Source organism: Sphingomonas faeni, from assembly GCF_003053745.1.
Classification (GTDB): Bacteria; Pseudomonadota; Alphaproteobacteria; order Sphingomonadales; family Sphingomonadaceae; genus Sphingomonas; species Sphingomonas faeni.
Map to the genome: position 1 here is coordinate 958,769 of NZ_QAYE01000001.1, position 19,420 is coordinate 978,188.

Annotated in this window: 21 protein-coding genes and 1 tRNA gene; 14 read left to right on the forward strand and 8 right to left on the reverse strand. The window is 65.1% G+C overall.

The annotated features are described in order from the left end of the window. Positions 1-45: 45 nt before the first annotated feature. The 3 genes from C8J25_RS04400 to C8J25_RS04410 are packed head-to-tail and all read right to left on the reverse strand — an operon-like array spanning position 46 to position 1,846. On the reverse strand, positions 46-186 hold the full coding sequence (locus tag C8J25_RS04400) for a DUF2256 domain-containing protein (protein ID WP_082444318.1): 141 nt from the start codon (positions 184-186) through the stop codon (positions 46-48). Next, on the reverse strand, positions 186-1,286 hold the full coding sequence (aroB, locus tag C8J25_RS04405) for a 3-dehydroquinate synthase (RefSeq protein WP_107952379.1): 1,101 nt from the start codon (positions 1,284-1,286) through the stop codon (positions 186-188). The genes C8J25_RS04400 and aroB overlap by 1 nt, the downstream gene beginning before the upstream one ends. Next, entirely contained in the window at positions 1,283-1,846 is a 564-nt protein-coding gene (locus C8J25_RS04410) for a shikimate kinase (RefSeq protein ID WP_107952381.1), read from the reverse strand. The genes aroB and C8J25_RS04410 overlap by 4 nt, the downstream gene beginning before the upstream one ends. 103 nt (positions 1,847-1,949) lie before the next feature. Here C8J25_RS04410 and C8J25_RS21265 point away from each other — a divergent pair, with 103 nt between their 5' ends. Genes C8J25_RS21265 through C8J25_RS04425 form a run of 4 tightly spaced genes read left to right on the forward strand, consistent with a single transcriptional unit; the run spans position 1,950 to position 5,778 of the window. Next, positions 1,950-2,084, forward strand: a complete 135-nt coding sequence (locus C8J25_RS21265; RefSeq protein WP_258191373.1) for a hypothetical protein — start codon at positions 1,950-1,952, stop codon at positions 2,082-2,084. Next, the gene (locus C8J25_RS04415; protein ID WP_107952384.1) at positions 2,068-3,903 is read left to right on the forward strand and encodes a serine/threonine-protein kinase; all 1,836 of its coding nucleotides are present in this window, start codon (positions 2,068-2,070) and stop codon (positions 3,901-3,903) included. The genes C8J25_RS21265 and C8J25_RS04415 overlap by 17 nt, the downstream gene beginning before the upstream one ends. Beyond that, positions 3,900-4,799, forward strand: a complete 900-nt coding sequence (locus C8J25_RS04420; protein WP_279628716.1) for a tyrosine-type recombinase/integrase — start codon at positions 3,900-3,902, stop codon at positions 4,797-4,799. The genes C8J25_RS04415 and C8J25_RS04420 overlap by 4 nt, the downstream gene beginning before the upstream one ends. Positions 4,800-4,830: 31 nt before the next feature. Beyond that, complete coding sequence (locus tag C8J25_RS04425) at positions 4,831-5,778, forward strand: acetyl-CoA carboxylase carboxyltransferase subunit alpha (RefSeq protein WP_056062425.1); 948 nt, start codon at positions 4,831-4,833, stop codon at positions 5,776-5,778. A 100-nt stretch (positions 5,779-5,878) separates the two neighbouring features. Here the strand turns inward: C8J25_RS04425 and C8J25_RS04430 are convergent, their stop codons facing one another. Beyond that, entirely contained in the window at positions 5,879-6,052 is a 174-nt protein-coding gene (locus C8J25_RS04430; RefSeq protein ID WP_107952702.1) for a Flp family type IVb pilin, read from the reverse strand. Positions 6,053-6,178: 126 nt separating this feature from the next. Next, the gene (locus C8J25_RS04435) at positions 6,179-6,382 is read right to left on the reverse strand and encodes a Flp family type IVb pilin (protein ID WP_056062427.1); all 204 of its coding nucleotides are present in this window, start codon (positions 6,380-6,382) and stop codon (positions 6,179-6,181) included. 31 nt (positions 6,383-6,413) lie between these two features. Between C8J25_RS04435 and C8J25_RS04440 the strand changes: the two genes are divergently transcribed. Next, positions 6,414-6,854 carry a (deoxy)nucleoside triphosphate pyrophosphohydrolase gene (locus tag C8J25_RS04440; protein ID WP_107952386.1) on the forward strand — a complete coding sequence of 147 codons (441 nt, stop codon included), beginning with the start codon at positions 6,414-6,416 and terminating at the stop codon, positions 6,852-6,854. A gap of 378 nt (positions 6,855-7,232) precedes the next feature. Here C8J25_RS04440 and C8J25_RS04445 read toward each other — a convergent pair whose 3' ends face one another. Then, entirely contained in the window at positions 7,233-7,556 is a 324-nt protein-coding gene (locus tag C8J25_RS04445) for a hypothetical protein (protein WP_107952388.1), read from the reverse strand. Positions 7,557-7,829: 273 nt separating this feature from the next. Between C8J25_RS04445 and C8J25_RS04450 the strand changes: the two genes are divergently transcribed. From C8J25_RS04450 to C8J25_RS04465, 4 genes are all read left to right on the forward strand, one after another. Continuing rightward, on the forward strand, positions 7,830-8,234 hold the full coding sequence (locus tag C8J25_RS04450; RefSeq protein ID WP_107952390.1) for a BLUF domain-containing protein: 405 nt from the start codon (positions 7,830-7,832) through the stop codon (positions 8,232-8,234). Between the two features lie 139 nt (positions 8,235-8,373). Next, positions 8,374-8,565, forward strand: a complete 192-nt coding sequence (locus C8J25_RS04455; protein ID WP_107952392.1) for a hypothetical protein — start codon at positions 8,374-8,376, stop codon at positions 8,563-8,565. Continuing rightward, a complete protein-coding gene (locus C8J25_RS04460; protein ID WP_082441427.1) occupies positions 8,565-8,792 on the forward strand; it encodes a hypothetical protein in 228 nt (75 codons plus the stop codon). The genes C8J25_RS04455 and C8J25_RS04460 overlap by 1 nt, the downstream gene beginning before the upstream one ends. 197 nt (positions 8,793-8,989) lie before the next feature. Continuing rightward, positions 8,990-9,226: a hypothetical protein gene (locus C8J25_RS04465; RefSeq protein WP_107952394.1), complete on the forward strand. Its 237-nt coding sequence runs from the start codon at positions 8,990-8,992 to the stop codon at positions 9,224-9,226. 204 nt (positions 9,227-9,430) lie between these two features. On the opposite strand, the gene C8J25_RS04470 is transcribed toward C8J25_RS04465, so the two are convergent. Then, positions 9,431-9,949, reverse strand: a complete 519-nt coding sequence (locus C8J25_RS04470) for a general stress protein (protein WP_146173293.1) — start codon at positions 9,947-9,949, stop codon at positions 9,431-9,433. 2,089 nt (positions 9,950-12,038) lie between these two features. Next, a tRNA-Cys gene (locus C8J25_RS04480) sits at positions 12,039-12,112 on the reverse strand. Between the two features lie 220 nt (positions 12,113-12,332). Here C8J25_RS04480 and C8J25_RS04485 point away from each other — a divergent pair. The 5 genes from C8J25_RS04485 to C8J25_RS04505 all read left to right on the forward strand — a co-directional run bounded on the left by C8J25_RS04485 (position 12,333) and on the right by C8J25_RS04505 (position 19,418). Next, the gene (locus C8J25_RS04485) at positions 12,333-13,355 is read left to right on the forward strand and encodes a helix-turn-helix domain-containing protein (protein ID WP_107952400.1); all 1,023 of its coding nucleotides are present in this window, start codon (positions 12,333-12,335) and stop codon (positions 13,353-13,355) included. A 343-nt stretch (positions 13,356-13,698) separates the two neighbouring features. Next, on the forward strand, positions 13,699-14,352 hold the full coding sequence (locus C8J25_RS04490) for a protein-L-isoaspartate O-methyltransferase family protein (RefSeq protein WP_107952704.1): 654 nt from the start codon (positions 13,699-13,701) through the stop codon (positions 14,350-14,352). A gap of 10 nt (positions 14,353-14,362) precedes the next feature. Then, positions 14,363-15,892 (forward strand): TolC family outer membrane protein, encoded by a 1,530-nt coding sequence (locus tag C8J25_RS04495; protein ID WP_107952402.1) that lies wholly within the window; start codon positions 14,363-14,365, stop codon positions 15,890-15,892. Between the two features lie 35 nt (positions 15,893-15,927). After that, complete coding sequence (locus tag C8J25_RS04500; RefSeq protein WP_167397656.1) at positions 15,928-16,491, forward strand: DUF2497 domain-containing protein; 564 nt, start codon at positions 15,928-15,930, stop codon at positions 16,489-16,491. 134 nt (positions 16,492-16,625) lie between these two features. Further along, positions 16,626-19,418, forward strand: a complete 2,793-nt coding sequence (locus tag C8J25_RS04505; RefSeq protein ID WP_107952404.1) for a valine--tRNA ligase — start codon at positions 16,626-16,628, stop codon at positions 19,416-19,418. The last annotated feature ends 2 nt before the right edge of the window (positions 19,419-19,420 follow it).

Below are 19,420 nucleotides of genomic sequence, written 5' to 3' on the forward strand. Positions count from 1 at the left end.
ACCCGCCTTCGCGGGTGAACAAGCTTCTTGCTGGTCTTCGGAGCGCTACCGCTTCTTCCGGCAGGCGTCGGAGCAGTAGATCACGCTGTCCCAGTCTCGCGCCCACTTCTTCCGCCACGTGAACGGCCGCTCGCACGCCGGACACACCTTCGTCGGCAGGTTTTGCTTGGCGACACCGTTGGGCATCAGCGGGGCTGCGCGTCGAGGAAGGTCTCGACGTCGGCGAGGTCGACGGTCTTGTCGAGATACGCCTGGCCGATCCCGCGCACGAGCAGGAAGGGGAGGGTGCCCGCCGCCATCTTCTTGTCGTGCCGCATGTGGTCGACAAGCCGCGCACCGCTTGCGCCAACCTTCGCAGCAGCCAGACCGTCGGGAAGTCTGACGTCGCGCCAATGCGCCGCTACTCGCTGAGCATCTTGCCCCGAGCAAATCCCTTGCGATGCCGAGAACCCGAACGCCAGCGAGCAGCCCGCCGCGACGCCCTCGCCGTGGATCAACGCCTGCGAGAACCCGGTCTCCGCCTCCAGCGCATGCCCGAACGTGTGCCCGAGATTGAGCAACGCCCGGATGCCGTTCGTCTCATGCTCGTCCGCCGCGACGATCCGCGCCTTCGCCGAAACGCTGTGCGCGATCGCGTATTCGCGCAGCGCCAGATCGCCTGCGAGCAATGCCGCGCCGTTCGCCTCGCACCATTCGAAGAACGCGAAGTCGTCGATCAAGCCGTATTTCACGACCTCGGCATAGCCAGCGCGCAACTCACGGATCGGCAGCGTGTCGAGCACCTGCGGATCGATCAGCACCATCACCGGCTGGTGAAACGCGCCGATCAAATTCTTGCCGGCCTTCGTGTTGATCGCGGTCTTGCCGCCGACCGAGCTGTCGACCTGCGCGAGCAGGCTCGTCGGGATCTGCACGAAGTTGCACCCGCGCTTGAGGATCGAGCAGGCGAACCCGACCAGATCCCCCATCACGCCGCCGCCCAGCGCAACGACGTGATCGCCGCGCTCGACGCCGAGTTCGAGCAGCCGGTCGCACAGCATTTCCAGCGTCGCCCAGCTCTTGCTGCCCTCGCCGGGTGCCAGAACGATCGCCTCGGACGCGATTCCCACCGCAGTCAGCGAAGCCTGCAACGTCGCGAGGTGAACCGACAAATTCTCGTCGGTGACGATCGCCACCCGCCGCCCCTTCGCAAGCGGCGCAAGGAACTCACCCGCCCGCGCGAGCAATCCTGCTTCGATATGGATCGGATAGGTCCGTGCACCCAGTTCGACGGTAACGGTCTTCATCGGCCAAGCGCTCTCAGGATTGCAGCGACGGTCGCTTCGTGCGGTGTCTTGTTGCTGACGATATGGATGTTGGCCTGCGCGTAGATCGGGTTGCGCACGCGTGCCAGTTCGGTGAGCACCTTGCCCGCATCGCGGTTGCGGAGCAGCGGGCGACTGTCGCGGCGGCCGACGCGCTCGACCAGGATGTCGGGATGCGCGCTAAGCCACACCGACACCGCATCGCGCAAGATCAGCGCCCGCGTGTCGTCGTTGATGAACGCGCCGCCGCCGGTCGCGATGATCTTGGGCGTACCGTCGATCAGCCGCGCGATCACGCGGCGCTCGCCGTCGCGGAAATAGTCCTCGCCGTATTTGGCGAAGATCTCGGCGACGGTCATGCCCGACGCAGCCTCGATCTCGTGGTCGGCATCGACGAACGGCAGGTTCATGCGCAGCGCGAGGCGGCGGCCGACGGTGGTCTTGCCGACGCCCATCAACCCGACGAGCACGATCGGGCGATCGATCGGGGCAGGGCGGCGACCGCCCGAGGGTCCGCCGGAAGGGTTGTGGCTTTGCAACATCGTAGCCCGCGCTATACAGCGGCACCGCGCGAGGGCAAAAGCTCTTGGCGCGCGATATTTCGCTGATCGTTCACTACCCCCGTCCACTACAAGGTTACGTCGCATGTCCCGTTTCATCGTCTCGGTCGTCGTCGTTCTTGTGGTCGTGGTCGGCGGCCTGTTCCTGTTGGCAGGCCGCGCGACCGAGCGTCCGCAGAGCCACGTCGAAAAGGCCGTGACGCTTGCGAACCTCTCTTAAGGTATCCTTAGCGGCGGCGGTTGCCGTCGGAGCCTTGGTCGCGCTGGCACCGGCGATCGGACAGGATCGCCCCGAATCGATCCTGCCGCCGGGGTTCGGCGAGCCGACGCCTGCGCCCGCACCGCGATCGACACCGCCTGCCGGTACGCAGGCGGCACGTCCGACCGATCCAGCGCAACCGACCGCTCCGGCTCCGGCACCCGCGCAACCGGGCGCTATGATCCAGCCGCTGCCGCCCACGACGCCGGGCGACGCGCCGCTGGTGCCCCCTGTCGCGACGCCTGCGCCGGTCGATCCGGCCGTGCTTGCGCAATACGAGATGCCGGCGTCCGCACGGCGCTCGCTCGCGACGGTCGGTCCGGTTACGGCTAGCGGAGGCGGTCTCGATACCGATGCCTTCGGTGAAGCGGACGGCCAGTATGTCGAGACGCTGATGCGCCGCCTCAGTGCGCCGCTGCCGTCGCGCTGGATGTCGATCCTGTTGCGGCGTGCGCTGGTGTCGCATGTCGACACGCCCAGCCGCACGAACGGCGCGGACTTCGCTGCCGAGCGCGCGTGGCTGTTGCTGCGTATGGGCGAATCGGTTGCCGCGCGAGCGGTCGCGCAGAACGTCGACACCGACAATTACACGCCGAAACTCTATCAGGTCGCGATGAACACCGCGTTGGCAACGGGCGATCCGGCAGGCCTGTGCCCGCTGGTGACGGGCGCGATGCGCTACGCCCCGGCGCGCGGCTGGACGATGGCGCAAGCGATGTGCGCCGGGCTGTCGGGCAATCCCGCGCAGGCGAGCCCGCTGATCGCGACCGCCAAGCGCCGCAACGTCGCTAGCGGTGTCGACCTGCTGCTGGCGCAGAAAGTCGTCGGTGCGGGGGCGCAGGGGCGCCAGGCCGTGACGATCGAATGGGACGGCGTCGACCGGCTGACCGCGTGGCGGTTCGGGCTCGCGATGGCGACCGGCGTTACGGTACCCGACGAACTGTACGGCACGGCGGGTCCGCAGGTGAAATACTGGCAGGCGCTGTCGCCCTCCGTTGCGCTCGGCGATCGACTGGCCCCGGCCGAGGCTGCGGCGGGCCAGGGGGTGTTGTCCAGTGCCGCGCTCGTCGATCTCTACGCTGCGGCGGCGACTGACGACGATACGCAGAGTGGCGCGACCGCGACCGCCAATGATCTCCAGACGGCCTATGCCGATCGCAACCCGGATTCGCGGCTCACCGCGCTGCGTCAGCTGTGGGGCGGTGCGAACGCGCGCCCGAGCTATGCGCGGCTCGTGCTGACCGCGCGGGCGGCGGCACGGATGAACCCGGCGCTGGCGAAGGCCGAAGCCGATCTTCTGGTCGCATCAATGCTGTCTGCGGGGCTCGATCGCACCGCAGCACGCTGGCTGGGCTCGGTACCCGCCGGCAGCGACGCCTGGGCGATGATAATGCTCAGCGATCCCGACGCGTATCGCCGCCTTAGCTATTCCGACCTTGCGTCCTACACCGGTGGCGAAGGCGATTCGGCGTTGAAGCAGCGCATGTTGTTCGCAGGGTTGGCAGGCCTCGGTCGTCTCAACCAAGGCGATATCGAGCGCGCAGCACAGTCGCTCGGTGTCCGGATCGGCGCGGACAATGCCTGGACCCGCGCGCTCGATCGTGCGGCACGCGACGGCCAGGCCGGGACGGTCGTCCTGCTCGCGGCGGTCGGCATGCAGGCGGGGAGCTGGAAGGACATCCCCCCGGAAGCACTGTACCGTATCGTCGGCGCTCTGCGCGGCGTCGGTCTCGACGGCGAGGCGCGGATGATCGCGGCCGAGGCAATCGCGCGCGCGTGAGCCACGGTAGCGATCGCGCGCTGATCGACCGGTTCCTGGAAATGATGACCGCGGAGGTCGGTGCCGCAGCCAACACCGTGGCGGCGTATCGCAGTGACCTGACGCTTGCCTCGCAGGCGCTGGAAGGCGGATTGGCCGACGCGGATGCGGACGCGCTGGCCAAGCTGGCGAGCGGGTGGTCGGCCTTGTCTCGCTCCACCGTGGGCCGGAAGTCCGCCTCGCTCCGCCGCTTCTTCGCGTTCCTCGCCGATGAAGGCCACCGCGCTGACGATCCCGGCAAGGCGCTCCCGCGGCCGGGCACAGCACGCACCTTGCCGAAGATACTTAGCCACGCCGACGTCGACCGCCTGTTCGCCGCGATCGCCGAACGCGCCGCTCGCGACCCGCTCGACCCCAACGACCTGCGACTCTCCGCGTTGTTCGAGCTTCTCTACGGCTCCGGCCTGCGCGCGACCGAACTCGTCAGCCTGCCGCGCAACGCCGTTCACCCCGATCGCCCATTCCTGATTCTGCGCGGCAAGGGCGGGCGCGAGCGGCTCGTCCCGATCTCCGACCGAGCGCGCGCCGCCGTCGCGGTCTGGCGCACCCACGTCGCGACCGACCGACTCTGGCTGTTCCCCTCGGGCAAAGGCCATCTTTCGCGCATCCGCCTGTATCAGCTCGTGAAGGCGATCGCCGCCGAGGCAGGTATTCCCCCCGACCGCGTCAGCCCTCACGTCCTGCGCCACGCCTTCGCCACGCATCTGCTCGCCGGCGGTGCGGATCTGCGCGCGCTGCAATCGATGCTCGGCCACGCCGATATCGCCACCACCGAGATCTACACGCACGTCGATTCGAGCCGCCTCGTCGAGCTCGTCAACACCCGCCACCCGCTGGCGGACTTGCCGCCGCGTTGACGCGGACGCGCCCGCGCCGTAACCGCCGCTGATGCCAAGCTTCCTCGACTTCGAGAAACCGATCGCCGAACTCCAGGGCCGGATCGACGAACTCCGCGACACCGCCGCCGAAGGCAGCGTCGACCTCGCCGCCGACATCGCCCGTTTGCAGGCGAAGTCCGACAAGCTGCTGAAGGATACCTTCGCGCGCCTGACCCCGTGGCAGAAGACGCAGGTCGCCCGCCATCCGGAACGCCCGCACTTCAAGGATTACGTCGCCGCGCTGTTCGACGAGTTCGTGCCGCTCGCCGGCGACCGCGCCTTCGGCGACGACCAGGCGATCATCGGCGGCTTCGCGACGTTCCGCGGGCGTAAGATCATGGTGCTCGGCCACGAGAAGGGCGACGACACCGCCAGCCGCCTCCGCCACAATTTCGGCATGGGCAAGCCCGAGGGATACCGGAAAGCGATTCGCCTTGTCGAACTCGCCAACCGATTCGGCCTGCCGATCATCACGCTGGTCGACACTTCCGGCGCATTCCCGGGCATCCAGGCGGAAGAGCGCGGCCAGGCCGAGGCGATCGCCCGCTCGACCGAAGCGTGTCTCAACGCCGGCGTGCCGATCGTTTCGGCGATCGTCGGCGAAGGCGGATCGGGCGGCGCGGTCGCGCTGGCCGCGGGCAACCGCGTGCTGATGTTCGAACATGCGATCTATTCGGTGATCAGTCCGGAAGGCTGCGCGTCGATCCTGTGGCGCACTGCCGACAAGGCCCCCGAGGCCGCCGAAGCGATGCGGATCACCGCGCAGGACTTGAAGTCGTTCGGCGTGATCGACGATATCGTACCCGAGCCGCTGGGCGGGGCGCACCGCGACCGTGCAGCCGCGATCGAGTCGCTTGCTGATGCGCTGTCGTCTGCGCTCAGGGACCTTGCCCCGCTCACACCGAGCGAACTTCGCAAGGACCGCCAGGCCAAGTTCCTCAAGATGGGCCGTCTCTGACCCACGCACAAAGGGCGGCGGAACCGAGGTTCCGCCGCCCTTTGAACTCGCAAGTCGTGCCGGAGAGCGGTCGCGCATGCGCCGCTCTCCAGCGCGATGGTTACGTGGTCGAGGTGTTCAGCTTGGTCGAGACGTTGTTGAACGTCTTGGTCAGGCTGGTGCCGAGGCCCTGCATCGCTGCGATCGCGGCAACTGCGATCAGTGCAGCGATTAGGCCGTATTCGATTGCGGTCGCACCCTTGGAATTCTTGAAAAACTTGCGGATCGTCGTCATTCCGGTCTCCATCGTTTCGATTGCTTCTGTGTCACCCGGCTGCACCGGACGGACCGGATCAGCGATTTGAGGGATACAAGTGGTTGGTTGAGAAAGGTTTAAGGTGGGCGCCGTTTCTTTTGCGGATCAGCGCGCGTTGGCGACCTTCGAGTTGACGTTGCCCCACATGCCCGTCGTCGTATCGGCAAGCGCGGTGAGGCCGGCGATCATCGCGATCACGACCAGCGCGATGATGAGCCCGTATTCGATCGCGGTCGCCCCCCGTCTTTCGCGCATCACGCGCGCGATCGTTCGGATGACGGCATGCGTCGCGACGGATATAGGGCTCATGGGTGCGGTTTAATCGCGGGGAAATTAAGGAATGACCAACGATCCGTCCGTATCGGGACCGATCCCTGCCGCGTCGTTGCTGCTGCCGGTAGTAGCGGCCGCATTGGTCGATCTCGAAGGCCGCGTGCTTTTGCAGCAACGTCCGGAAGGCAAGTCGCTTGCCGGCCTCTGGGAGTTCCCTGGCGGCAAGATCGAGCCTGGCGAAACTCCCGAGGCTGCCCTGATCCGCGAACTCGAGGAGGAGTTGGCGATCACGGTGCCGCACGCCTGCCTCGCGCCCGCGACGTTCGCCAGCGCGCCGCTCGGCGATCGCCATTTGCTGTTGTTGCTCTACATCACACGCAAATGGACCGGCGTGCCGCGCGCGCTCGAAGCGACCGCGCTGCGCTGGGTGAGGCCGAACGAGATGCACGCACTACCGATGCCCCCTGCCGATCGCCCGTTGATCGGCCTATTGGATGCACTGCTCTGATCCTGACACGTCTTCGTTGACTGGACAAGCTGCAAAGCATTCAAATGCCAATAACAATGCGTCCGACACGTCCGTTTGTTGGTTGATGGGCGGGTATGTCGGCTCGTCGTAATCTTTGGCTCGTCACCAAGGCGGGTCGGCATACTCCGAGTTCAAAAAAGCGCTTGATCCCGGACGCTTGCAGGCGCATAAAATTCGAGCCGGCTACGTCCCAAGACCGTATTCGGCCATCCGGACTGCGGCTCGCGCGCGTTATTCCCTTTTCTCGAGCGAGCCGTTTCCGTCGATGACGGAACGCCGATCTCGAACGATCCGGCTCCATGCACCTACTTCGGTCCAACCACCGCGATGCACCGTCGGATTTCACCACCGCGTTTCTTACCGCACGCTCTGATCCCGTCGCACCATGGGGCGCAATCTCACGCCCAGGCTGATGACCAAGGGCCAGAATATCGTGTTGCCGATATCCGAAAGCGTGTCGGCCCAGCGCATGCCGTAGTTGAGGTAGTCGAGCGTCTCGTTGCCAAGTTCCGCCAGAACGACGACCAGCAAGGGGATGAGCGTCCCCAACGACCGGCCGCTGACGAGCCGTACGAGCATGAGGATGATGAGCCCGGCATGGATATGGAGGATCGCGTCGGGCAGGCCGGTGCCGTCTCCGATCCAGAGAATAAGCGAATGATACAGCGCGGGAATATCCATCGCCGGGCAACAGCCGAGATCGGCATCAAAAGCAAGGATGAGGCCGTGCGACGCGTATCGTCTCGAGCCTGGCGTGATACCGAGAAACAGCCATTCGCGCCGTGGTCGATACTCGATTTCTGTCGGAAGTGACCATGTCCGGTGGGTCGGATGACGGTGCGGGACCGATGTTTCTACGGAGAATTGCGCTGATCGATCCCGATCACACCGCCGCAATTCCTGTTTATTTGACGTTTAGATTCGGCGGTTACGTCGGACTCGAAGGGGTTCGCGTTGATACGTCTCATCTACATCAGTACCGCCCGCTCCGAGCTATCGAAGGCCGAGCTCGAGGGTGTGCTGCGCGCGTCGCGCCGTAACAATGCGGCGGTCGGCGTGACGGGCTTGTTGGTTGTTGGCGGACGTCGGTTCCTGCAGGCGCTCGAAGGACCGGCGGATGCGGTTGTGCAGACATACGACCGTATCAAGGCCGACGGACGCCACTTCGCCGCCGTGACACTCGACAATCGCCCGATTGCCAAGCGCAGCTTTCCCGACTGGGCAATGGGCCATCAGCTTAGCAGACCCTTGTGCGGTGACGGTGCAGTTGCAGAAGATGTGGCTAGGCTGATCGCGCCCATCGCCGATTCCACCATGCACGCGTATTTTGCGGAGTTCGCCAAGAAGCACGCCGCCTGAAGCACTCGATGCCGGCGGCTTAAGATTGCATGCGCCGCGCCAAGCCATCGATCTCTAGGTCTTCCTTATCTACGATCCGTAGTCATGACGTGGCTCCGTACCGTTGGTTGTGCGTTTGAACGCAACGGAGGAGACTGACATGGTAGCGAGAGAGAAGATCACGGACGGCGCGAACGAGCGTGCCATCGACGAACCGATTGCCGGCACGGCTCCGGGCATTCCCGATGACGCACTCTTGCCGGGCGAAGAACTGCCGGAGGAGCCGAAAGACGAAGAAGTCGCGCGAGTCGCGCAGAAATTGGGCGCGCCAACGCCGACGGAGGCGTCGTGATGTCCGACGACGCGACACAGACCCGCCAGCGCGAGATTGCCACGGAGCATCTGCTGTTCAAACTCATGGAATATGTCGAAGCGCGGCACGCCGGGCTCCTCGATTTCATGGAACAGAGCCTCGACCACCTCGGCGATCCGGCGACCGACGGTACCAAGGACGATGAAGCCGTGCGCAAGATCGCAAAGGGCATGATCGTCGGCGCGCGCAAACAGGGCGTGAACTAGGCGCACGCCGAGGTGACTTGGGAGATGTCGGTCGCCCGTGCTGGGGGACCGCATCTCCGACCGCAGCTTTCCTTCGGGCTTGTCGGTTGCCGGTCGTGGCGTCTCCCTAGCCAAATCTGATCCAGTTGGACTCGTAAGAACATTGCAGGAACATCAATCCGATGCGATGAGCGGTCCAACGATTCGAGGACACGATCATGGCCGATTACAACGACGACCAGCAGGAGCCTAAGCCCGCGTTTGGAAAGTGGCTGCTGACGCAGCGCGACCGCGGCGATTGGGTCGACGGTATCGCCGATGCTGCGCGTGCCGATCGGACCTTTCCCAAGAACGGCGATCCGGAGGCGGTGCGCGCGCATTTGCGCAAGCAACAGGCCGATGGTGACGCCTTTGCCGCGATCGACGATGCCGAGAGCGATTGGATGGCGGTCTAGACGGTGCTGGCCGTCATGCGGCGGTTCGGTGGGGCCGTATCGGCGGCAGTATCGGATGGGATTGTCGATACGTTAGAAGTTGGCGCGAGGGCGCAAGAATGCGTCTGGAGCAGGGCAGGATGACCGATCTATCAAGCGAAAACAGAAGGGGCGTCCCGTTATCGGAACGCCCCTTCAGCTAGATCGGTGTGGAGACGTCGGCGATTACGCCATTGAAACCTTCGTCCGCGTGGATGTGTGCCCACCCGACCGATAGAGGACGTCGGCAGCGTCTTCGGCATTGATCCCGGCGGCGCTGGTATCGACGGAAACGAACACGCCGCCTTTATTGATACGGCCTTCATAGTAGCTGGCATCGACGCGGCTGACACCGTGATCGGTCATAACCTTTTCTAGTCCGCCAACGGCACCGCCAAGCGCCGCGCCCGTGATCGCAGCGCCTGGAATGGCGGCGGATGCAATCGCGCCAGCGGCGACGAGGGGGCCGACTCCCGGAATGGCGAGGGCGGCGATGCCGAGCAGCGTGCCGATCCCGGCGCCGGCCGCTACCTTGCCGACGAACTCCTGCGTGTCGCCGTTGCCGTCCGTCGTGGTGTTCTTGCCGTCATGCTGGGCAACGATGGAGATCGCGCTGTCGTTGATACCAGCCGCGCGAAGCTCGGCCACGGCGCGCTCGGCGTCTGCATGATTATCGAAAACCGCGGATACCAGGTTCGTGCTCATCATCAGTTCCAGTCGGGGACAGGGTTGTAGATGAGCGTAAAAGCCGCGTCGAAGGCCTAACGTTCCGGAAATTGAGAGTTAGCGGCGCGTTAACTTCGAATGGTGCGGGTAAGGTGGCCGACTAGAATCGCGTCGCTAGGTCGGACGGGTAGGGCGGCGGCAATCGCTGCCCAAGGAGGGTAAGGCGATTGCCGGCAGGATGTCGAAGCCTACTGGTAGCCACCGTTTTCCTTACGCTCCTTGGCGGCGTCCTCCTGTACCTTTTCCATCTCCTCTGCCTCTTCGGCGGGGGTTGAGTCGTCGGTTTTCGGATCGTCGATCATGGTCATCTCCTCGCCGGTTCAACGCACGGCGAAGCTTTAAGGCGCAGCCACAGGGTCCGAACGTTGTTCAGGCTGGGCCACGAACAACAGGACAAACTTTGCGGTTCATCCAGATCGAAACGCCGCTGCGGCCATGCTCCGCGGGGCTGCCGGTCCTGGATGCGGAGGCCCGGCATTTTAAAATGACAAGGGTCGCGACGCGCTGTCTGGACGATCGCCCCCGGCACCAGGGTGAATGCTGGCATTTCGATCTATGGAAAAATGCGTACGATCACCATGACGGAACGCCGTTGAGCCGGAGGCGCTTCTCGAAGACAGGCAACGCCATTCGAGCTAAGTGGGGGGCGACCTATGCGGCTATTTGCCTGCTGCTCGTTATGAGAGCCTGGGCGGTCTGCGATTAAAATCGACAGTCACTGGAGGCCTGACCGGGCCTTGGGTCAAATAGTCACTGCAATAGCCTAGTCTGTCTAACTTGGTCGGAACCGCCGACAGATATCCCTCCTGTGACGCGTACGATGGCTAACCGTTCTTCGTGGTTGTCGACGGCCGCTATCGCCCATTCACGCCACCGATCTACGCCTCACAAGCCTTGACCTGACCATTTCGACGTGCGCTAAACGTTGCTCATAGCGAGAGACAATGGTTGGTTCGATATCGACTCAACGAAGCATTTTGTCAGAGAGGTACGTCATGTCGAAGACTGGTTTTGCAGTTCTAGCGATTACACTCGCCGCGATGCCAGCCTTGTCACAGGGCATCCGCGCGAACGCCGCGCCGAGTCCGCGGGTGCTCTTCAATCCGATCGGGCCCGGCGTCCAACCGCCCAATTTCGCTATGTCGTCAGAAGGGCGAACGTGCTTGGTTCGCAAGTCAACCGGTAAATCCGAATGCCATACCAAGTACGAATGGCGACGGATCGCGCGCAAGATCGACAAAAAATCGGAGAGTTCGGCCCGATAGAAGCGGAGCAACTTCAAGAATTGTTCTTCGTGATCGCACTCTTGTCGTGGTCAGACTGAGTTGGACCCACCCCGGCTCTGAATTTCACGGCAGGAAGCGCCCAATTGCGGACATTCGTTCGCTGTAGCAATATTAGCTTTATGGCCGCTCTCAGATGCATCCGTCGCCTATTGTGGCCGTTTCTTCTTATTGGCCTCGCAGGCTGCTCGTATTTCGCACCACCGCCGCGCTCTCCTCCATCGCCCGATGGCCAACTCATCACCTTGGAAAATCGACCCGGCCCCTTCTGTGGTCGCTGTGATAACGTTAAAATTATCGCGTCATCTGACGGGCGTGTTTGGATCGAGCATGGCTACTGGTTGGGGCAATACAGCGACTGGACCGTCGAGCGTAGTTTACGTCGTGTGCACGTGACGGCGTTCGCGCAGTTCCGGGACAACCTGAGCCCTTTCCGACCAAACGGCACGTTATCGCTAAATGACCAACCCCAATGCTCGGAACTCTCGACTGATTTTGACGGTGCCGAAGTCCGATGGCTAGACGCGACCGGGAACAGTAGGCTTGCGCTCGACTTCTCGTGCGATCCTAAAGTGAGGGAGGCGATGGCAAATACAATCAGAGCAGCGCCCAAACTACTCGGGATAAGTGGATTGAAAATGCCATGGGGGCAATGGGTTGCGAGCACCCCCGGTAATGTCCGCTTCCCTCTCCGTTCAGACATTCCCGTCCGCAACGGTGAACCGAATCCGCGATGAGGCCTAGTTAGACAACGCAAGTGTCTAAAAGATAACGGTTAGACAATTTGGAGGCCCGACCGGGAATCGAACCCGGGTGCGAGGATTTGCAGTCCTCTACGTCACCACTCCGCCATCGGGCCCCGATTGCGTGAAGGCGGCGCAAATGCTTCGTTTTTCCGCTGCGGTCAACCGGCAGTTGCGGTCCGCAGCGGAATAATCTGGTTAGCCTCGACTCGCACGTCGCCGCAGGCGGTTTTCGGCGCGCGCTACCGTCCCTGGCCTCGTATCGTGACTCGCACACGTCAGCGTCTTTGCTTAGGGTTAAGTGCAAGGACGTTAATGGCTTTTAGGGGCGGGCGCTTGAAGACGGACAGGATTGCGGGCGGCACGAATACGACGGGTGTCGATGACGAGGTGTTCGCGATGCCGTCCGGCATGGCAATCCGGTATGACCGGCCCGCCGCCGCGCTCGCCGACTATATCACCGGCTATCACGTCTATCGAACCGACACGGGTAGCGAAGCGGGGCAGGTGGACTGGTTCCTGCCGGCGACCGCCAACGTGCGGATCGCGATCGATGCGGGGCCGATCGCGGTCTCGATTGGCCGGCGGACCTACGACCCGCTGCCTGCGGCCAGTCTGTTCGGGCCGACCAACCAGGCGTTGAAGGCGGTGACGCATGGCGGCGTGATGATCGGCTTCGGGATCAGCGCGCTGGGATGGGCGCGATTGTTCCGGCGATCGGCCGGCGATTTCCGCAATCGCATCGTGCCGCTGGAAGACGTGCTCGGCAAGGCCTTCACGCGCGATCTGGTGGCGGGCTTGCAGGGCGCCCCGGATGATGCCGCCGTCGCACCGATCCTCGATGCGATGTTGCTCGCGCGGCTGGGGTTGCCGCATGCCGATGCGCCGCAGATCCGGCAGTTGATGGAGATACTCGCGACCGATGGCCCGACCGACATCGCGTCCGCCGCCGCGCAACTCGACATCCCGACGCACGCGCTGCGCCGCCTGTCAGTGCGCCATTTCGGGTTCCCGCCCAAGATGCTCCTCTTGCGCGCACGGTTCCTGCGGTCGTTCGTCCGGCTGATGATGGCCGGCGGCGAGGCAGATTATACGACGATCGACCGCTCGTATTTCGATGCCTCACATTTCCTGCGCGATTCGGCGACGTTCCTGGGAATGACCCCGCGACGGTTCATGGCGCTGACCAAGCCGTTCCTGAAGGCAAGCCTCAAGGCGCGGAACGCTGTGCTGGGATCGCCGACGCAGGTGCTGCACGACATCGAAAAGGCGCCGGCCCGCGATGCGCAGCCGCGCGACTCGACCCGCGCGACGCAACAGCGGGTCATTTCGCGGGACGGTTCCGCGATCGGGTGCTAAGGACGGGCGCAGAGGTGTTGCCGGGATTTCTCGTGCGCCCTCGACGCCCCGTTCGCGGCATCTCGGTGTCACACGGGCGGGCGGGGCGTCTCCCGGTCCCCCGCGGGCGCGCCGCCGACGCCCGTGTGAAACGTGGCGAAATCCGACCAACCGATGCTTGGCGTTGCCGCGCCCACGCGATAACAGACGGACCATATCCGGCCGCGCGATATCGGAGCGATCCGAAACAAGTGTATTGCGTGGCTAAAACAGTTGTGCGACAGGATGCGCCATGACGACGACGACTCTCGATACTCCCTCGCTCGCAGCCGATACCCATGAGATCGGCGGGACTACCGTGTCCATGGCTCCCGCAGCGTTCGATACGATGCGTCACGCTATGGTGGCGAGCCAGTTGCGCACCAACGCGGTGAACGACCAGCGCGTCGTGGCGGCGATGGCACGCGTGCCGCGCGAGGCGTTCATGCCCGCCGACGTCCGCGCACTCGCATACCGCGACGCGACGATCCCGCTGGGACGCGGACGCTACGCCAACCTGCCGATGGCGACCGGCCGTCTGCTCACCGAAGCATATCTGACCGCGACCGACCGCGTCCTGCTGATCGGTGCCGCGACCGGCTATACCGCGGCGGTGCTGGCCGAGATCGTCGGCTCGGTCGTCGCGGTCGAGAGCGATTCTGCCTTGCTGGCGATCGCCCGCGAGGCACTTGCTGGAACCGGTAACGTCGAACTCGTCGAGGCACCGATGCAGGACGGCCACGCCGCCGGCGCGCCTTATGACGTGCTGATCGTCGATGGGGCGATCGAGACCGTGCCCGACGCGTTGGTCGCGCAGGTCAAGTCGGGCGGTCGCGTGACCGCAGGGATCGCCGAGCGCGGACTGACCCGGCTCGCATCGGGCCGCAAGACCGATGGCGGGTTTGCGCTCTCGGCGTTCGTCGATGTCGAATGCGTGAGCCTGCCTGGCTTCGACGCCCCCAAACCCTTCCGGTTCTGAGCAGAAAACCATGGCCCGCGCCGCACTTCTCCGCAGTCTGCTCCTGAGTGTTGCGCTGACGTATAGCGCTGCACCACTTCACGCGGAGACGCTGCGAGAGGCGCTGGTCAAGGCGTACAACACCAACCCGACGATCACGGCGCAGCGGGCAACCCTGCGTGCCACTGACGAGAACGTCCCGATTGCGCGCGCGTCCGGACTTCCGTCCGTCAACGCCACCGGCGACTATACCGAATTCGTCGTTACCGCGGCGAACAGCTTCACCGCCTTGCCGCGTCAGGTCGCGGCGCGCGCCAATGTCTCGGTGCCGCTGTACCAGGGCGGGCAGGTCCGCAACTCGGTCGCCGCGGCCAAGACCCGCGTCGAGGCAGGCCGCGCGACGCTGCGAAGCACCGAAGCCGACCTGTTCACCAACGTCGTCGCTGCGTACATGGACGTGATCCGTGACGAGGCGATCGTTGGCCTGAACACGCAGAACGTCCGCGTGCTCGACGTCAACCTCCAGGCCAGCCGCGACCGTTTCCAGGTCGGCGACCTGACGCGCACCGACGTGGCGCAGTCCGAAGCGCGCCTCGCGCTCGCCCGCGCACAGCTCCAGTCCGCGCAAGCCAATCTGATATCCAGCCGCGAAAGCTATATCCAGTTCGTCGGGACGCCACCCGGCTCGCTCGATGCCCCCCCGACGCTGCCGCATCTCCCCGACAGCCCGGCCTCGGCCGTCACCGTGGCGATCGACAACAACCCGGTGCTGATCGCCGCCGCGAAGGAACGCGACGCGACCCGCTACGATGTCGGCGTCGCCCGCGCGAGCCGCCTGCCGCAGATCAGTGCGGTCGGGGGCGCCAGCTACACCAACTATCTCGGCTCCGCGTCGAATGCCGACGGCAGCGCCATCACCTTCCCCAACGTGAACAAGTCGGTGCAGGCCGGGCTGTCGCTGACCCTGCCGCTGTTCCAGGGCGGGCGCCCCGCCGCACAGGTTCGCCAGGCCGAGGCGTACCAGTCGCGCGCGATCGAGAACGTCACCGCGACCGAGCGCAACGTCATCGCGCAGGCGCGCTCCGCCTTTGCCATCTGGCGCTCGTCGGAGCAGGTGATCCAGTCATCCGAAACCGCGGTCAACGCGAACAAGCTTAGCCTCGAAGGCGTTCGCGCCGAGAACAGCGTCGGCACGCGCACGATCCTCGACATCCTCAATGCCGAACAGGAATTGCTCAACAGCCAGGTCACGCTCGTGACCGCGCGGCGCGATGCGTATGTCGCAGGCTTCGCGCTGCTGGCGGCCATGGGCCAGGCCGAGGCGCGCGACCTCGGGCTCGACGGCGGCGTGCTCTACGATCCGGTCGCGAACTACAACCGCGTCCGCCACAAGATCTGGGATTTCGGCGGCGACGGCGAGCCCGTGCCGGTCGCCACTCGCACCGCGCAGTCGCCCGCGCAGAACGCCACGGTTCAGGCGCAGTCCGACCCGTTGCTCGATACGCCGGTTGACAGGAACCCCGCCTTGACGACAGGTAAGGACGCGCCGAGCCGCCAATAGGGGCGCGCGGGGCAACGGGGTTTGGGATGGTCCGGATGGGGGATGTCAACGGCGAGCCGTCGATGGAGGAAATCCTCTCGTCGATTAAACGCATCATCGCGGAAGAGGGCGACACGCCGGGCCGGTCGCGTCGCCCTGCGCGTGCGACGTCCGCGCCGGTCGATCTCGATCCCGCCTATTTCGACGGCGACCATGACGACGACGAGATTCTCGAACTGAGCGACCCCATGCCCGATCGTACGCCGCGTCCGCCCAAGTCCCCGGTGCTCAATGCCGCCGATACCCCGCCCGAACCACGCCACGCCGCGCCGCAAATGGCGCCGCCGAAGGTCGCGCCGAGTGCCAAGCTGCAGCCGGCCACCGATGCTGCGGCCGAGCCGATCGTCTCGCGCCACACCGCCGCTGCAACGCGCGCGCCGCTCGAGGCGTTGACGCGGATGATGGTAAAACCCGAGACAGGCAATGACGGCACGCTTGAGGGCCTGGTGCGCGAAATGCTTCGCCCCATGCTGCGCGAGTGGATCGACGCCAACCTTCCCAACATGGTCGAGGACATGGTCTCGCGCGAAATCGCCAAGATCATGAACCAGCAGCCCTAAACCAACCTGCTCCCCTCCCTGAAAGGGAGGGGCTGGGGGTGGGTAGGCCGGTTGAAGCGCGGCAACGCCGATTCCAAATCCCACACGCTTCCCAAGGCTGGCCTAGCCCCGACACGCTCGCTAAGGCCATTGGCATGAGCGAGCTTCCCAAAACCTTCGACCCGGCCTCCATCGAATCGCGCTGGTATGCGCATTGGGAGGCGAGCGGCCAGTTCCGCCCCGACCGTCCGAACGCCGAGCCGTGGACGATCGTCAACCCGCCGCCCAACGTCACGGGCTCGCTGCACATCGGCCACGCGCTCGACAACACGCTGCAGGACATCCTCACGCGTCACGCGCGGCTGAAGGGCAAGGATGCGTTGTGGGTGGTCGGCACCGATCACGCCGGCATCGCGACGCAGATGGTGGTCGAGCGCCAGATGGGCGCGCTCAATCCCCCGCAGAAGCGCACAGACATGACGCGCGAGGAGTTCGTCGCCAAGGTCTGGGCGTGGAAGGAAGAGAGCGGCGGCGAGATCACGCAGCAGCTCCGCCGGCTCGGTTGCTCGATGGACTGGGCGAACGAGCGCTTCACGATGGACGAGGGCTTCTCGAAGGCCGTCCTGAAGGTGTTCGTCGACCTCCACAAGCAGGGGCTCCTCTACCGCGACAAGCGCCTGGTGAACTGGGATCCCGGCCTCGGCACCGCGATCAGCGATCTCGAGGTCGAGACGCGCGAGATCAAGGGCAGCTTCTGGCATCTGCGCTATCCGCTCGAAGACGGATCGGGCTTCATCGAGGTTGCGACCACGCGGCCCGAAACGATGCTCGCCGACATGGCGGTGGCCGTGAACGGCGCGGATGAGCGCTACACCGCGCTGATCGGCAAGCAGGTGAAGCTGCCTATCACCGGACGCCTGATCCCGATCATCGCCGACGACCATGCCGATCCGGAACTCGGCTCGGGTGCGGTCAAGATCACGCCGGGGCACGACTTCAACGATTTCGAGGTCGGCAAGCGGGCAGGGATGGCCGCGGGGTCGATGCTCAACATGCTCGATGCGAAGGCGCGTGTCGTCCAAGTGTCGGACGGGCTAATCCCGGCCGAACTGCTCGGACTGACGACGGCGGAGGCGCGGAAGGCCGTCGTCGCTCGGCTGAAGGACGAAGGCTTCCTCATCGCGCACGTCGACAAGGACGGCGAAGAGCACGATGCCGAACCACGGACGATCCAGACGCCATATGGCGACCGCTCGGGCGTGGTGATCGAGCCGTGGCTGACCGACCAATGGTATGTCGACGCGAAGACGCTCGCCCAGCCCGCGATCGAGGCGGTCCAGACCGGCGCGATCGATATCGTCCCGAAGACCTGGGAGAAGACCTTCTTCAACTGGATGGACAACATCCAGCCCTGGTGCGTGTCGCGCCAGCTGTGGTGGGGTCACCAGATCCCGGCGTGGTTCGGACCCGACGGTACGCCGTACGTGGCCGAGACCGAGGCTGAAGCGCAGGCTCTTGCGGGTGAGGGCGTGACGTTAACGCGCGATCCCGACGTGCTCGACACGTGGTTTTCCTCCGCCCTCTGGCCCTTCGCCACACTCGGCTGGCCTGAGGAGGGTGCCGTTCCCTCTCCCCTGCGGGGAGAGGGCCAGGGTGAGGGGCAGCCAAGCAGCGCAGCGTCCGGTACGACCCCTCACCCCGACCCTCTCCCCGCAGGGGAGAGGGGGCAGAAGCAGTTGGGCGGTCGCTACCCCAACGACGTCCTCGTCTCCGGCTTCGACATCCTGTTCTTCTGGAACGCGCGGATGATGATGCAGGGGCTGCACTTCATGAAGGACGTGCCGTTCCGCACGCTCTATCTCCACGGCCTCGTCCGCGCGGCGGACGGCGCGAAGATGTCGAAGTCGAAGGGCAACGTCGTCAACCCGCTCGGGCTGATCGACACCTACGGCGCCGACGCGCTGCGCTTCTTCATGGCGGCGATGGAGAGCCAGGGCCGCGACATCAAGATGGATGAGAAGCGCGTCGAGGGCTATCGCAACTTCGCCACCAAGCTGTGGAACGCCGCCCGCTTCGCGCAGGCCAACGGCATCGTCGCCAGCACGACGCTGGAGGCGCCGCGCGCGGACCTCGCCGTCAACAAGTGGATCATCGCCGAGACGATCGCGACCGTCCAGACGGTCGACCTCGCACTTGCCGACTACCGCTTCGACGGCGCCGCCAACGCGATCTACCAGTTCGCGTGGAGCCGCTTCTGCGACTGGTATCTCGAACTCATCAAGCCGCAGATGGTCGGCGACGAGCGCGGCGTCATCGACGATGAATCGAAGGCGGTAGCAGGCTGGGTGCTCGACCAGATCCTGGTCCTGCTCCACCCGTTCATGCCGTTCATCACCGAGGAACTGTGGCACGCGATGGGCCCGCGCGATCACGACCTGATCGTCGCGCAATGGCCAATGGCGGACGCGCGGGCGCTCGATCCCGAGGCGAGCAAGGAAGTCGACTGGCTGATCCGCCTGGTTCAGGAAATCCGCACCGCGCGGAATGAACTGAACGTCCCGCCAGGCGCGCGCCTGCCGCTCCACGTCCGCGATGCTAATGCGTCAACCTTGGCGCGGCTCGAACGCCAGGCGCCAGCGCTCGCGCGTCTCGCCCGCGTCACGCACGCCGAAGGCGAAGCCACCGGCGGCGCGGCGCAGGTCGTGGTCGACGAGGCCACGTTCGTCCTGCCCCTCGAAGGCGTCATCGACCTAGACTCCGAACGCGCCCGCCTGACCAAGGCGATCGCGGCGGCAGAGAAGGAGCGCGACGCGCTGTCGGGTCGCTTGGGCAATGCAAGCTTCGTCGAACGTGCCAAGCCGGAAGCGGTGGAAAAGGCCAAGGCCGACCACGCCGACAAGGCCGCCGAAGCCGCCCGGTTGCAGGCTGCACTCGGCCGCCTGGGCTGACC

Excerpts from the sequence above, each read along its gene's own strand:
- C8J25_RS04400 (WP_082444318.1), bottom strand. The coding sequence starts at position 186 with ATGCCCAACGGTGTCGCCAAGCAAAACCTGCCGACGAAGGTGTGTCCG.
- aroB (WP_107952379.1), bottom strand. The coding sequence starts at position 1,286 with ATGAAGACCGTTACCGTCGAACTGGGTGCACGGACCTATCCGATCCAT.
- C8J25_RS04410 (WP_107952381.1), bottom strand. The coding sequence starts at position 1,846 with ATGTTGCAAAGCCACAACCCTTCCGGCGGACCCTCGGGCGGTCGCCGC.
- C8J25_RS21265 (WP_258191373.1), top strand. The coding sequence starts at position 1,950 with ATGTCCCGTTTCATCGTCTCGGTCGTCGTCGTTCTTGTGGTCGTGGTC.
- C8J25_RS04425 (WP_056062425.1), top strand. The coding sequence starts at position 4,831 with ATGCCAAGCTTCCTCGACTTCGAGAAACCGATCGCCGAACTCCAGGGC.
- C8J25_RS04430 (WP_107952702.1), bottom strand. The coding sequence starts at position 6,052 with ATGACGACGATCCGCAAGTTTTTCAAGAATTCCAAGGGTGCGACCGCA.
- C8J25_RS04435 (WP_056062427.1), bottom strand. The coding sequence starts at position 6,382 with ATGAGCCCTATATCCGTCGCGACGCATGCCGTCATCCGAACGATCGCG.
- C8J25_RS04440 (WP_107952386.1), top strand. The coding sequence starts at position 6,414 with ATGACCAACGATCCGTCCGTATCGGGACCGATCCCTGCCGCGTCGTTG.
- C8J25_RS04445 (WP_107952388.1), bottom strand. The coding sequence starts at position 7,556 with ATGGATATTCCCGCGCTGTATCATTCGCTTATTCTCTGGATCGGAGAC.
- C8J25_RS04455 (WP_107952392.1), top strand. The coding sequence starts at position 8,374 with ATGGTAGCGAGAGAGAAGATCACGGACGGCGCGAACGAGCGTGCCATC.
- C8J25_RS04460 (WP_082441427.1), top strand. The coding sequence starts at position 8,565 with ATGTCCGACGACGCGACACAGACCCGCCAGCGCGAGATTGCCACGGAG.
- C8J25_RS04465 (WP_107952394.1), top strand. The coding sequence starts at position 8,990 with ATGGCCGATTACAACGACGACCAGCAGGAGCCTAAGCCCGCGTTTGGA.
- C8J25_RS04470 (WP_146173293.1), bottom strand. The coding sequence starts at position 9,949 with ATGAGCACGAACCTGGTATCCGCGGTTTTCGATAATCATGCAGACGCC.
- C8J25_RS04490 (WP_107952704.1), top strand. The coding sequence starts at position 13,699 with ATGGCTCCCGCAGCGTTCGATACGATGCGTCACGCTATGGTGGCGAGC.
- C8J25_RS04495 (WP_107952402.1), top strand. The coding sequence starts at position 14,363 with ATGGCCCGCGCCGCACTTCTCCGCAGTCTGCTCCTGAGTGTTGCGCTG.
- C8J25_RS04500 (WP_167397656.1), top strand. The coding sequence starts at position 15,928 with ATGGGGGATGTCAACGGCGAGCCGTCGATGGAGGAAATCCTCTCGTCG.
- C8J25_RS04505 (WP_107952404.1), top strand. The coding sequence starts at position 16,626 with ATGAGCGAGCTTCCCAAAACCTTCGACCCGGCCTCCATCGAATCGCGC.